This is a genomic window from Kineococcus xinjiangensis, assembly GCF_002934625.1.
GTDB lineage: Bacteria > Actinomycetota > Actinomycetes > Actinomycetales > Kineococcaceae > Kineococcus_A > Kineococcus_A xinjiangensis.
On the sequence record NZ_PTJD01000014.1, the window covers coordinates 22,094 to 34,173 of the forward strand.

The 12,080-nt window shown below is 75.3% G+C and carries 11 protein-coding genes; 5 read left to right on the forward strand and 6 right to left on the reverse strand.

What is annotated here, in order from left to right; translation table 11 throughout:
• Positions 1-3 precede the first annotated feature (3 nt).
• From CLV92_RS16810 to CLV92_RS16820, 3 genes are read right to left on the reverse strand one after another with little or no spacing between them, the layout of a single operon-like run.
• On the reverse strand, positions 4-1,086 hold the full coding sequence (locus tag CLV92_RS16810) for an NAD(P)/FAD-dependent oxidoreductase (RefSeq protein WP_104434636.1): 1,083 nt from the start codon (positions 1,084-1,086) through the stop codon (positions 4-6).
• A gap of 39 nt (positions 1,087-1,125) precedes the next feature.
• Positions 1,126-1,701 carry an isoprenylcysteine carboxyl methyltransferase family protein gene (locus CLV92_RS22945; RefSeq protein WP_281256953.1) on the reverse strand — a complete coding sequence of 192 codons (576 nt, stop codon included), beginning with the start codon at positions 1,699-1,701 and terminating at the stop codon, positions 1,126-1,128.
• The gene (locus tag CLV92_RS16820) at positions 1,698-2,801 is read right to left on the reverse strand and encodes a type III polyketide synthase (protein ID WP_104434637.1); all 1,104 of its coding nucleotides are present in this window, start codon (positions 2,799-2,801) and stop codon (positions 1,698-1,700) included. The genes CLV92_RS22945 and CLV92_RS16820 overlap by 4 nt, the downstream gene beginning before the upstream one ends.
• 145 nt (positions 2,802-2,946) lie before the next feature.
• Between CLV92_RS16820 and CLV92_RS16825 the strand changes: the two genes are divergently transcribed.
• On the forward strand, positions 2,947-3,822 hold the full coding sequence (locus tag CLV92_RS16825) for a UbiA family prenyltransferase (RefSeq protein WP_211291214.1): 876 nt from the start codon (positions 2,947-2,949) through the stop codon (positions 3,820-3,822).
• A gap of 89 nt (positions 3,823-3,911) precedes the next feature.
• Positions 3,912-4,271, forward strand: coding sequence for a hypothetical protein (locus tag CLV92_RS16830; RefSeq protein ID WP_104434639.1), 360 nt, complete (start codon positions 3,912-3,914; stop codon positions 4,269-4,271).
• A 90-nt stretch (positions 4,272-4,361) separates the two neighbouring features.
• Here the strand turns inward: CLV92_RS16830 and CLV92_RS16835 are convergent, their stop codons facing one another.
• Together CLV92_RS16835 and sigJ are read right to left on the reverse strand one after the other, a co-directional pair.
• Positions 4,362-6,305, reverse strand: coding sequence for a primary-amine oxidase (locus CLV92_RS16835; protein WP_104434641.1), 1,944 nt, complete (start codon positions 6,303-6,305; stop codon positions 4,362-4,364).
• 40 nt (positions 6,306-6,345) lie between these two features.
• Positions 6,346-7,248, reverse strand: a complete 903-nt coding sequence (sigJ, locus tag CLV92_RS16840; RefSeq protein ID WP_104434643.1) for an RNA polymerase sigma factor SigJ — start codon at positions 7,246-7,248, stop codon at positions 6,346-6,348.
• Positions 7,249-7,410: 162 nt separating this feature from the next.
• On the opposite strand from sigJ, the gene CLV92_RS16845 reads away from it, so the two are divergent.
• Positions 7,411-8,175, forward strand: coding sequence for an SDR family oxidoreductase (locus tag CLV92_RS16845; protein ID WP_104434645.1), 765 nt, complete (start codon positions 7,411-7,413; stop codon positions 8,173-8,175).
• A gap of 13 nt (positions 8,176-8,188) precedes the next feature.
• On the opposite strand, the gene CLV92_RS16850 is transcribed toward CLV92_RS16845, so the two are convergent.
• Complete coding sequence (locus CLV92_RS16850) at positions 8,189-9,004, reverse strand: NAD-dependent epimerase/dehydratase family protein (protein WP_211291215.1); 816 nt, start codon at positions 9,002-9,004, stop codon at positions 8,189-8,191.
• Positions 9,005-9,329: 325 nt separating this feature from the next.
• Here CLV92_RS16850 and CLV92_RS16855 point away from each other — a divergent pair, with 325 nt between their 5' ends.
• Both CLV92_RS16855 and CLV92_RS16860 read left to right on the forward strand, forming a co-directional pair.
• The gene (locus tag CLV92_RS16855) at positions 9,330-10,724 is read left to right on the forward strand and encodes a glycoside hydrolase family 43 protein (protein ID WP_104434649.1); all 1,395 of its coding nucleotides are present in this window, start codon (positions 9,330-9,332) and stop codon (positions 10,722-10,724) included.
• A 152-nt stretch (positions 10,725-10,876) separates the two neighbouring features.
• On the forward strand, positions 10,877-12,070 hold the full coding sequence (locus CLV92_RS16860; protein ID WP_104434651.1) for an FIST signal transduction protein: 1,194 nt from the start codon (positions 10,877-10,879) through the stop codon (positions 12,068-12,070).
• Positions 12,071-12,080: the final 10 nt, after the last annotated feature.

Here is a 12,080-nt window from a genome sequence, read left to right on the forward strand (position 1 = left end):
CGGTCAGCGCGCCAGCCGCTCCACCACGCCCGCGAACAGCGGCGGGGCGAGCGCCGCGGCCGGCACCACCGCCCCCCGCGCCGGCGACGTCGCCACGGCAACGAGCGCCTCGGTCACCAGCCGGGCCTCGCGGGTCCCCGAGGCCCAGGCCCGCTCGTACGCCCTCCCCACGGCCCCCGGCGCGGCGCCCGCATCGAGGCAGGCGACCGCCGAGCGCGCCTGCGCCAGCCCCACCCGCAACCCCTCCCCCGTCAGGGCGTCGACGTAGCCGGAGGCGTCACCGACGAGCAGCACCCGCCCCCGGCTGCGCGCCCTCGTGCGCTGCCGCAGCGGCCCCGCCCCGCGCACCGGCCCGTCGGGCACCGCCCCGCGCAGCCGCCCCGCCAGCGCGGGGACCGAGTCGACGACGGCCTCCAGGCCACCTCCGCCCCCCCGCCCTCTGGCGGAGCGCAGGGCCCCGCGCCGCCCCAGCACCGCCACCCCCACCAGGTCCGGCGCGACAGGCGTCACGTACACCTCCGCCTCGTGGCTCCAGTGCACCTCCACCAGGTCCGTCCACGGGCTGAGCCGGTAGTGCCGCCGCAGGCCGAAGCGCGCAGCGCCCCGGGCCGGCCGCGACAGCCCCGCCAGCCCGCGCACCGTGGAGTGCAGGCCGTCGCAGGCCAACAGCCACCGCGCCCGGACCCCCGCTGCGCGCACCTGCGCCGCGCCCGGCTCCAGCCCCTCCTCCACGGCGCCGACGCGGGCCCGCAGGACCTCCACGCCCACCTCCTGCGCACGGGCGGCGAGTGCGGCGTGCAGCACCGTGCGCCGAACGCCCAGGCCGGCGGGACCGCGGAAGCGGTGCTGCACCCGGTGCCGGGCGTCGGCGTAGGCGAAACCCGCGATGGGGTGCCCGGCCGGGTGCACGCCCAGGCGGGCCAGCGCGGCGACCGCCCCCGGCATCAGGCCCTCACCGCACGCCTTGTCCACGGGCGTCCCGCGCGGCTCGACCACGACCGCGCTCAGCCCGGCCAGTCGCGCCTCGACGGCCGCCGCGAGACCCACCGGCCCGCCGCCCACGACGAGGACGTCGCAGTCCGTCACACCCCGTCCCCCGCGCCCGGTGCCGTTCCGGCGGCCACGTCAGACCCGGTCCCGGCGCTGCACCGGGAGGGCCGTTCCCCGCTGCGGCTCCCCCGCCGCCTCCAGGGCGCGCTGCTCCACCGGGATGCGGAACCCCAGCAGCAGGACCGCGTTCAGGACCGTGAACACCGCCGCGGTGACCCACGCGGTGTGCACCAGCGGCAGGGCCAGGCCCTCCAGCGCCACCGCCACGTAGTTCGGGTGCCGCAGCCAGCGCCACCGGTAGGGCCCGCGCGCGACCAGCGACAGGCCGGGGATGACGAGGACCCGGGTGTTCCACTGCGGCCCCAGCACGCCGATGCACCACCACCGCAGCCCCTGGCTGAGCAGCACCACCGCCAGCGCCGGCCAGCCCAGCCACGGCAGGAACTCTCGCTCCGCCACGTGGACCTCCACCAGGCAGCCCACGAGCAGGGCCGTGTGCAGCAGCACCATCGGCGGGTAGTGCCGCCTGCCGGACTCCACGGCACCGCGGGCCAGGGACCAGCGCGCGTTGCGGCGGGCGACGACGAGTTCCGCGACCCGCTCGCACACGGTCGCCCCGATGAGGACTGTGAACCACAGCGCGGAACTCACGACCCCACCCCCGCGACGGCCCCCGCCTCCGGCCAGCGCAGCAGCACCAGTTCCACGCTCACCCCCGGACCCACCGCCAGCACCACCGCCTCAGCCCCCTCCGCCCCGCCACCGCCGCCGCGCACGGCCAGCGCGTCCGCGAGGACGTGCAGCACCGACGCGGAGGACAGGTTGCCCACCCGCTCCAGCGAGCGCCAGCTCAGCTCCAGCGCACCCTCCGGCAGCGAGAGGGCCCCGGAGACCGCATCGAGCACCTTCGGCCCGCCGGCGTGCACCACCCAGGTCCCGACGTCACCGGGTTTGAGGTCGTGGTCGGCGAGGAACCCCTCGACATCCGCGCCGAGGTTGCTGCGCAGCACCTCCGGCAGGGCCGGGGACAGCACGATGCGGAACCCGCCGGAACCCACGTCCCAGCCGAGCTCCCCCTCGGTGCCGGGGTAGAGGCGGCTGCGGGTGGCGACCACCCCCGGACCGCCCGCGGCCGCCGCGGGATGCCCGTCACCGACCATCACCACCGCCGCCGCACCGTCGCCGAACAGCCCGCTCGCCACCAGGTTCGCCGCGGAGTCGTCGTCGTGCTGCAGGGTCAGCGAGCACAGCTCCACCGACACGAGCAGCGCCACCTCGTCGGGATGGCCCACGAGGTAGTCCGCGACGCGCGCGAGCCCCGCGGCACCGGCCACGCACCCCAGCCCGAAGGACGGCAGCCGCTTCACGTCGGGGCGCATGCCCAGGCGGGACACCAGCAGCGCGTCGAGGGAGGGCGCCGAGACACCGGTGACCGTGGTGAACAGCAGGAAGTCCACGTCCGCCGCAGCCAGGCCCGCCTGCGCCAGCGCGGCCTCCACCGCCTCCACCGCCAGGTCCGTGCCGACGCGGATGAACTCGCCGTTGGACGCGGTGAAGGAACCCAGGTCCGCGTAGCGCTCCAGGGGCAGCGCGAGGTGGCGGGTGCGGACACCGCTGGCGGCGTGCAGCCGGCGCAGCAGGGCACGCCGCTCGGGCGCCGGCAGGAGCATGGGGGTGAGGACCTCGGTGATGCGCTCCTGGGGGTAGGCGAACGGTGGCAGCGCCGGGGCGACTGCGGCGATGCTCGGCATGGCCGCATCGTGTCACCTGACTCCGGGGTCGGCCCGGTGGGACGGCACCCCGGCGGGCACGTCCGGCGGGCACGTCCGGCGGGCACGTCCGGCGGGGCGCGGGCGGTCGTTGCCAACCGGAGCGCGGCAGGGCACGGTGTCCGCCGTGACGGTCACCGACGGAGCCCCCTCCCCGGCCCCCCTGCGCAGGGGCGGGGGCTGGCTGCGGGCCCTGTTGCTGTCCTGCCACCCGCTGCCCACCGTGGCGGTCACCGCCCTCGCCACGGCCCTGGCCGCCGGCGCGGGCGGCGGGGTGGCGACGACCGCCCTCCTCGGGTCGGCGGTCCTGGCGGGGCAGCTCGCGGTCGGCTGGTCCAACGACTGGGTGGACGCCGCCCGCGACGCCGCGGTGGGCCGCGGCGACAAGCCCGCCGCCGCCGGGCTGCTGCCGGTGCGCGACGTGCGCGCCGCCGCCCTGGCCGCCGCCGCCGCCGTGGTGCCGCTGTCCCTCCTGCTCGGCTGGCGCGCCGGCCTGCTGCACCTGCTCGGCGTGGCCGCCGCCCTCGGCTACAACGCGGGGCTGAAGAGCACCCCCTGGTCGTGGGTGCCGTACGTGCTGTTCTTCGGCGGGCTGCCGACGGTGGTGACGCTGGCCGTCGCGGGCGGTGCCGCACCGCTGTGGGCGAGTGCGGTGGGGGCTCTGCTCGGGGTGGGTGCGCACTGCGCCAACGTGATCCCCGACCTCGACGACGATCGGGCCACCGGGGTGCGCGGCCTGCCGCACCTGCTCGGCCGGGCGGGTTCCACCGTCCTGGCCTCGGCGGCGCTCTCCGCCGCGAGCGTCCTCGTCGTCCTCGGCCCGCCCGGCCCGCCGGGAGCGCTCGGGTGGGCCGGCCTCGCGCTGGCGGGCGCCCTGACCGCCTCGGCCGCGTGGGCGGCCCTGACCTCCCCGCGCAGCCGCTGGCCGTTCCCGGCCACCGTGGCCGTCGCCGCGCTGGACGTGGCGCTCCTCGTGGCGGCCGGCGGGGCGCTGACCGCCTGAGCCCCACCGCCTCGCGCGATCACGGCTGGCCTTGCCGCTGGATCGTTGGCATCCTTGCGGGTCAGCCATCGACCGGAGGAGGAGCACCCATGAGCAAGATGACCGTGCTGATCGCGGGGGCCGCCGGCTACGTCCTCGGCGCCCGGGCCGGCCGCGAGCGCTACGAGCAGATCCGGTCCGCGGCCGTCCGGTTCTGGGGCAACCCCACCGTGCAGCAGAAGGTGAGCGTCCTCGAGGACAAGGCCACCGACGCCGCCAAGGCCGCCGCCAGCCTGGCGCAGGAGAAGGCCGGTTCCGCAGCCCGCGACGTGGTCGGCCGCGTCCGCCACCGCGCCGACTCCAGCCCCGACACGGAGACCGCGGAGACGACGGTGACGACCGTGACCACCGAGGACACGACCGTCATCCTGGGCGACCAGCGCTCCACCCGGACCGCCGACGCCCTCTGAGCGCCTCGGCCAGGAGCCCGGCATCCCGTTCCGGGGTGCCGGGCTCCTGTGTCTGCGGCCGAGCGCGGGCGCGTTGCCGGCAGCACGACCTCAGTGGCAGGACGGCCCGCCCTGCGCGGATCCGTGGCGCGCCCCCGGCGAGGGCGGAAGGTCCAGCGCCGGGTTTCGGTCGAAGAACCCCGACGGCTTCAGCCAGAACGAGACCACGTCCGCGGGCATGACGGGCCAGTCCTCCGGGCGCGTGATGTGGTGGATGCCGAACACGTGCCACAGCACCACGTCCGTGCCCACGAGGGGCTCGTCGTCGGCGATCCAGCGCGTCATGCCGGAGTCCGACTCGCTCTGCGTGGGGTGGTTCCCCGCCGGCCACAGCTCGTCATCGTGGTGGCGGGTGACCCACACGTCGTGCCCGATGACCGGTGCGCGCAGGAACTGCAGCGCCTGGGGGTCGAACATGTGCGGGATCGCCGAGGTCGCCACCAGCTTGTAGCCGACGGGGGTTCCCAGGCCGTTCCTCTTCGTGGCGTGCTGCACCTTCCAGGAGCGCTGCGCCGCCCAGTCCACGTCCCGCCCGGCCTGCGACTCCGACTCGATCGCCGTGGCGGTCGTCGTGACGGCCAGCCCGTGGGGGTTGCCCGGGCCGATCGGTGCGGCGGCCGAGTCCACCTCCAGCACCGTGTTCTCCGGGCCGTCCACGTCCAGGTCGAGGCGGGCCACGATGAAGTGCTGGTGGAACGGGGCGTAGGTGCGCTCGTCGACGAGCGTCCCCGTCGCCGGGACGGGGGCGCCCTCCGGCAGCGGCGTCGTCACCATGATGCCCGTGGCGCGCACCTCGCACTCGATGTTGCCGTCGGTGTAGAACCGCCAGTAGACGAGGTACTCGTAGTTCGCCACCGTCGCGTGGAAGGACACCACCATCCGGCGGGACCGGCGCACCTGCGCCCGCCCGTTCGCGTCCACGTGCTTCCACAGGACCGCGTCGTCCTCCTCGTGCAGGCAGACGGCGTTGGGGACCGTGTACGGCTCGCCCTTCGAGTCCGCCAGGACGGCGTCGACGTAGCGGATCTCCCCCAGGCAGTCACAGCCCAGCGCCAGCGACGTCGTCATGTACCCCAGGCCCCACTCGCCGATGTCGTAGGCGGTGCGGCGGTAGTGGTCGAACCCGGCGTCGCGGTAGGGCACCACCATCTCCGCGAACGACATCCGGTGGGCGATGGAGCGCTCGGTGCCGTCGTCGTCGTAGCGCACCCGGTGCAGGACGAGACCCTCGCGGCCGGTGAAGCCGAGACGCATGCGCCACTTCTGCCAGCGCAGCTCCCCGTCCTCCACGGTGAACGATGGCCCCTCCGGCTGGGTCACGTCGAGGGCTCGCACGTCCTCCCGCAGCCGGAACCCGGGCACCTTCGCCGCCACCAGCTCCGGTTCGTACTCCCCCATGACCGGTGCGGGCGGGGCGATCTCGTCGGCCACGTCGAGGTGCACGACCCGCATGGCGTCCATGTCCACGATCGGTTTCACGCCCTGCACGTGGTGGGCGTACGGACTGCCGAGCGGCGTCTCCCGCCGCCACACGTCGCACCAGCCGAGCCGCCGGTCGCGCCACTGCTCCGGCATCACCCCGAGCCCGTACGTCCAGACGTCGATGAGGACGAGGCCGAGGTCGGTGATGCCGCGGGCGGCCAGGGCCGCGACGACGTCCGGGTCGGCCTTCACCGCCCGCTCGCACTCGTGGTACTCGTCGACCGTGAAGTTCGGCGTCACGCCCGGCACGTGGTCGAACGACACGACCTCGCCGGCCACGAGGTCGACGACGGCCTCGTGGGTGCTGCGGCCGGCCCGGTCCCACAGCACGGACAGCGCCCGGCGCGGGACCGGGTCGCCCTCCCGCCACGCGAGCACGTCGGCCTTGGGGGGTTCCGCGAGGCTCACCGAGGCGAACCGCATGCTGGGCAGCAGGCGCCCCGACTCCTGCAGCACGCTGCGGCTGCGGTCGAACTCCTCGGCGCTGAGGGGGGTGAGCGGGTGGCGGGTCACGCGGGGTCCTTCCGGTTGGGCGGTCGACGACGGGGGTCCCTCAGCCGGGCAGCCGCACCCGTGCCAGCTTCGACGGCGCCCGCACGATGTCCACGCGGACCACCCGCCCACCGGACACGGCCAGCGCCACCACCAGCGTGACCCGCCCGCCGTCGTGGGCGACGAACCCGGGCCCGGAGTTGACCAGGACCGGCTGCACCACCTCGGTGGGCGAGCGCCGGCCCGCGATGCCGAGGACGAACCGCGCCACGGCGTCGTCGCCCAGCACGGGCCGCCGGGCCGCCGACACCTCACCGCCCCCGTCGGAGGTCAGGACGACGGCCGGGTCCAGGACCTCCAGGAGGTGGTGCAGGTCCCCGGTGGCGACCGCGGCACCGAACGCCGCCGTCACGCGGCGGTGCTCCTCCTGCGCCACGTCCAGGCGGGGTGCGCCCTCGCCGATGTGCGCCCGGGCCCGGGAGGCGAGGCGTCGCACCGCCTCCGGGGAGCGCCCCACCGCGGTCGCGACCTCCGGGAAGGGGAGGCCGAAGACGTCGTGCAGCACCCAGGCGGTGCGCTCGGCGGGCGTCAGCGACTCCAGCACGACCATCAGCGCGAACGCCACCGTCTCCGCCAGCACCACCTGCTCGGCCGGGTCGGCGCCCTCCCCGCCGGGCGGCGCCGCCAGCACCGGCTCCGGCAGCCAAGGGCCGACGTACTGCTCGCGGCGGTGGCGGGCGGAGCGCAGCACGTCGACCGCCCTGCGGGACACGGCGACGGTGCACCAGCCCACCACGTCGCGCACCTCGCCCTCGGCGGCGGCGCCCGCCAGGCGCAGCCACGTCTCCTGCACGACGTCCTCCGCCTCACCGCGCTCGCCGAGGACGGCGTAGGCGATGCGCTCCAGGCGCGGCCGGGCCGCCTCGAAGGAGTGCGCGAGCTCGTCGACGGCCTGCTGCGTCATCGCAGCACCGTAGGGCCCGGACGGCGCCGTGGGGCTGCGACGCGCATCACACCGCTTCGCGCCGCCGCCGTGTCACACTCCCGCCCGCCGTCTCGTCCTCCGTGTGCGGGTCCCGGTCGGCGGGGCCCGCCGGAGCAGGTGGACGGAACGAGGAGGCAGCAGATGCGCATCGTGGTTCTTGGGGGAACGGGCGTCGTGGGCCGGCACGTGGTGGCGGCGCTGCGCGCGTCGGGGCACGAGGCGGTGGTGGCGAGCCGGTCCACGGGGGTGGACCTGCTCACGGGCGCCGGCCTGGACGCGGCGCTCGAGGGGGCGGGCGCCGTCGTCGACGCGTCCACCGTCGCGACGTCGAGGGCGCGCACCGCGGTGGAGTTCTTCACCCGGTCCGCGGAGCACGTGCTGGCCGCGGAGGTGCGGGCGGGCGTCCGCCACCACGTCGTCGTCTCCATCGTGGGGCTGGAGCGGGTTCCCCTCGGCTACTACGCGGGCAAGCTCGCCCAGGAGCGGGCGGTGCTGGCCGGTCCCGTTCCGGTCAGCATCCTGCGCGCCACGCAGTTCCACGAGTTCGCCGGGCAGATGCTGGACCGGATGGCGTTCGGCCCCGTGGCGGCGGTTCCCGTGGCGCGGGTGCAGCCGGTGGCGGCGCGCGACGTGGGCGCGGCGCTCGCGGACCTGGCCCTGGGGAACCCCGTCGGCAGGGCACCGGAGATGGCAGGCCCCGAGGTGTTCCACCTGCCGGACCTCGCGCGCCGGACCGCGGCCGCCCGCGGTGCGCGGGTTCGCGTGCTGCCCCTGCGGCTGCCCGGCGCGGCCGGGCGGGCGATGGCGGCCGGGGCGCTGTGCCCGGACGGGGCCTTCACCTGCGGCAGCACCCCGTTCGCGCAGTGGCTGGCGGGGAGCGGGCCGGCGGTCGGGGCCGGTCGCTGACCCGCGCCGCGCGTCAGTCCTCTCCGCCGAGGGCGGTGTCGTGCATGTCGCCGCCGACGAGCTCCATCTCGGGGGCGTCGCAGTCGAGGTCGCCGACCCCGGCGAGGATGCTCTCGGCGAAGCGCTCGGCGTCGTCGGCGGGATCGAACCCGATCTCCTCGCCCTCGGCCAGGGAGAGCCACCGCCGGGTGTTGCGGGAGATGCCCCACACCTGGCGGTAGCCCGGTGCGGGCGTGGCGATCGCGGCCTCCACGAGGCGGGCCGCGTCGTCCGGCGACAGCCAGTTCGACAGGGCGCGCACCCCCTCGGGCTCCTCGGTGCAGTGGCCGATGCGCAGGGCCACGACGTCGAGGCCGCACCGGTCCGCGTAGAGGCGCCCGAGGGACTCCAGCGCGGCCTTGCTCCAGCCGTAGTAGGTGTCCGGGCGGGGGCTGACGGTCGCCGAGAGGCCACCGGGCGGCGCCTCGTGGCGGCCGTGCATCCCGGCGGCGTGGTTGCTGGAGGCGAGGACGACGCGCGGCACCCCGGCACGGCGCGCGGCCTCGAGGACGCAGTACGTGCCGCGCACGTTGACGCGCAGCACGTCGTCGAAGGGCGCCTCGTTCGGGATGCCGCCCAGGTGCACGACGGCGTCCACCCCGGCGCAGGCGCTGACCACGAGGTCCAGGTCCTCGGCCGAGCCCTGCACCAGCTCGGTGCGGGGACCGGCCTCAAGGTCCTCGCCGAACCGCACGTCGAGCAGGCGCAGGACCCGGTCCGCGCGGGCCATCCTGGCCAGCAGGAACCGCCCGATCCTGCCGTCCGCCCCGGTGATGAGCACCCGTTGCACCTGTCGCTCCCCTCGCCGCGCCGCCTCGTGGCGGCATCCTCGCGCGCGGGACGGGTGCCGACGAGTCGAGTCGTGACTCCCCGCAGCGCGACGGCGCCGGGCGGTGACGCACCGGACGCGCCCCGCCGGGGACGGCGGAAGTGCGCGTGAACAGGTGGTTGACAGGGCGGGCGGCAGCGGTTGGAATGGCGGCTCGCACCGATTGTTAACGCTCACATCGCTGCCGGCACCGCTGCCGACCGCGCATGCTCGCGTGCTCTCGTGCGTCCCCACCCGTGGCACCGCCCCCGCGCCTGCCGCGCACCAGCCGCCCGAACGGAGTCCCATGCCTGAGTTGACTCGTCGCACCGCCCTCGGTGGAGCGCTCGCTCTGGTCGCGTCCGCGTCCGTCCTCAACGCCCCGGCCGCCTCCGCAGCCATCACGCCCGCCGCGTACGTGATGGGCTACTTCGCGGAGTCCCCGAACTGGGAGGTCGCCTCCTACGGGCTGCACCTGGCCGTCAGCCGCGACGGGCTGGAGTGGACCCCGCTCAACCAGAACAACCCCGTCGTGCTCCCGACGGCCGGCACGGGCGGGCTGCGGGACCCCTACATCCACCGCAAGCAGGACAACACCTTCGTCGTGCTCGCGACGGACCTGAAGGGCACGAACTGGGCCGAGCAGAACCAGTACATCCACGTCTGGGACTCCACCGACCTGCGCAGCTTCACCGGCTACCGCCGCATCAAGCTGCACTCCCTGCCGACGCACTCGTGGGCGCCGGAGGTCATCTGGGACGCCGGCCGCAGGCAGTACGGCATCGTCTACTCCGCCAACGACGGCAACCGCAACGTGCTCATGGTGAACTACACGACGGACTTCCGGACCGTCGGCGGCCACCAGGTCTACTTCGACCCCGGCTTCAACGTGATCGACGGCAGCTTCGCCTTCCACAACGGCATGCACTACCTGTACTTCAAGCGGGAGCACGACTTCACGCTGATGGGAGCGCGGTCCTCCTCGCTGGCACCGGGCAGCTTCGACCGGGGCGTCTTCACCGGCGCCTACCGCGGACCCATCGGCACCGAGGCGCCCACCGTGGTCAAGGCGATCGGCCAGAACGTCTGGTACCTCTGGGGCGACAACTGGGCCCCGCGCAACGGCTACGCCACCGTGTGGCGCACCACCGACCTGGCGGCCGGCACGTGGTCCCCGGTGAGCAACGCGAACTTCACCCAGCCCATGCACGGCAAGCACCAGACGATCACCGAGATCACCCAGGTCGAGTACGACAACCTGCTCGCGCGCTGGGGAACCCCGGCCTGGAACCGGCTGAAGTCGCACAACTTCCCCGACCACTTCGTCCGGCACGCGAACAACGTCGGCCGGATCGACCAGTACCCGTTCGACCCGTACCGGGACTCGATGTGGCGCCTGGTTCCCGGCCTGGCCGCTTCGACGGGGGTGTCGTTCGAGTCGGTGAACTTCCCCGGCCGGTTCCTGCGGCACTCCGGGTTCGTGGTGGGACTCGCCCCGAACGACGGCAGCGCCGGGTTCCGTGCGGACGCCACCTTCCACCGCACCTCCGGGCTCGCGGACTCGAGGTGGACGTCGTTCCGCTCGCACAACTTCCCCACCCGCTACCTGCGGCACTCCGCCTTCGCGCTGCGCATCGACGAGATCTCCTCGGCATCCGCGCTGGGCGACCGCCGCGACGCCACCTTCCGCATCGGCTACTGACCCCACCGCACGCCGAGCAGCAGGAGGGGCCCGGCCCGTCCCGTCCTCCACGGACGCGACGGGCCGGGCCCCTCCTGCCACACTGGTCGAGGCACTCAGGGGCGAGCTGCCGCCGCGGCGCGCCCCGCCCCGACCGGGACGGAGACGGCACCATGACGGTTCCCCAGCTCGACGCCGGGACCATGGGGGTGGGCCACAGCGGCTCCCCGGACCCGCGACAGGCCGCGCGGGAGTGCGTGCAGGCCGCCCTGGCCGGCCGGACACCGCAGCCCGGCGACCTTCTCGTCGTCTTCACCACCGTGGGCGAGGACGTGCCCGCCTTCTTCGACGAGGCGGCGGCAGCGGCGGGGGCAGCCACCGTGGTCGGATGCTCCGCGTACGGCTGCTACACGACCGAGGCGCCCGGGGTGGGTGGCTGCAGCGCCGCGTACCTGCCCGCCGGGGACCTCACCTTCGGCGTCGGCACCGCCGAGAGCCTCGGCTCCGACATCGCCGCAGCCACCGAGGCGGCGGTGGTGCAGGCACGGGCCGACGCCGGCGGCTCGGGCGAGCACGACGCCCTCCTGCTGATGTCGGACGGCCTGGCCGGGGACCAGCGCGAGGTGCTGCGGGGCGCCTACCGCGCCGCCGGAGCCCAGGTGGCCATCGTCGGCGGGGCCGCGGCGGACTCCCTCACCCAGACGGGCACCTACCAGTACGCGCGGGGCCGCACCCTGACCAACGGGGTGGTGGCCCTGTGGATCAACTCCCGGCGTCCCGTGGGCATCGGGGTGGCCCACGGGTGGCGTCCCGTGGGGGACCTGATGGTGGTGACGCGCGCCAGCGGCAACGTCGTCCACGAGCTGGACGGGCGCCCGGCCCTCGAGGCGTACCTGGAGATGCGCGCCGACGCGGAGGCCGAGTTCGGAGCGCAGGACGCCCCGGCGCGCTCCCTCGCGGAGCGCCTCATGGACGGGCCGCTGGGCCTGCCCACGACGGCCGGCGGCTACGACGTCCGCCACATCTTCGGGGAGGGCCCCGACGGCGGGCTCGTGATGTTCGGCTACGTCAGCGACAACGCCGTCGTGCAGGTCATGACGACCAGCCACGACGAACTGCTGGCGGCCGCGCAGGAGGCCACGGCCGTCGCGACGCGGGCCATCGGCCGCGTGAGCCGCGGCGCGCTGGTCTTCTCCTGCACCGCGCGCCTGGCCAACCTGGGCGAGAAGGTGGTGGAGGAGGGACCGGCCATCGCCCGCGGCCTCGACGGGGCGCCCGCGTGCGGCCTCTTCACCTACGGGGAGTTCGGCCGCAGCACGGGGTCCAGCGGTTTCCACAACGCCACCGTGACCGTCCTGGCCGTGTGACGGAGCAGCC